The 754-nt window shown below is 57.8% G+C and carries 1 protein-coding gene; it reads right to left on the bottom strand.

What is annotated here, in order from left to right; translation table 11 throughout:
- The coding region (locus tag ACZRKZ_RS27765; protein WP_463983203.1) for a methyl-accepting chemotaxis protein at positions 1-754 on the bottom strand (754 nt) is incomplete at both ends.

The following is a 754-nucleotide window of genomic DNA, read 5'->3' as shown; positions in this document are numbered from 1 at the left end:
AGTGCATCACAGTCTTTCAAGGTTTCGTTGAGGTTGACGACGCCCTGCTGGTTCAGCATGTTGATTTGGTTGATGTCGACGTTGAGGGTTTCCACCACGGCGGTCTGTTCCTCGGTGGCCGCCGCTACCGACTGGTTCATCCCGTCGATCTCGACGATCCGCTGGGTCACGCTGACTAACCGTGCGCCGGCCTGGTTGGCCACCTCGACACTTTCTTCGCTGGACACCTGGCTGGCATTCATCGTCGTCACCGCCTCACGCGAACCGATCTGCAACGAGGTGATCATCTTGTGGATCTCTTCTGCCGACTCCTGGGTCCGGTGGGCCAGGTTGCGTACTTCATCGGCAACCACTGCAAAACCGCGCCCGGCTTCCCCGGCCCGTGCCGCTTCAATCGCGGCGTTGAGGGCCAGCAGGTTGGTTTGCTGGGAGATGCCTTTGATCACGTCAAGAATGTGGCCAATGTTATCGGTGCTGGCATTCAGGTTTTCAATCTGGGTGCAGGACAGGCTGATTTTCTGCGACAACTCCGACATTGCCAGAATGGTTTTTTCCACCACTTTGCGACCGTCATCAGCTTGCTCACTGGCACCGCTGGCGTGTTGCGATGCATCGGCGGCGTTGCGGGCGATTTCCTGAGTGGCAGCACCCAGTTCGTTAATCGCAGCGGCCACACTGTTGGTGCGAGCGCTCTGTTCATCGGAACCGATAATCGACGCGTTGGATGATGCCATTACTCGCTGGGACAGATCAT

This window comes from Pseudomonas sp. c313, from assembly GCF_055407145.1.
This window is presented reverse-complemented; position numbering and strand designations above follow the sequence as displayed.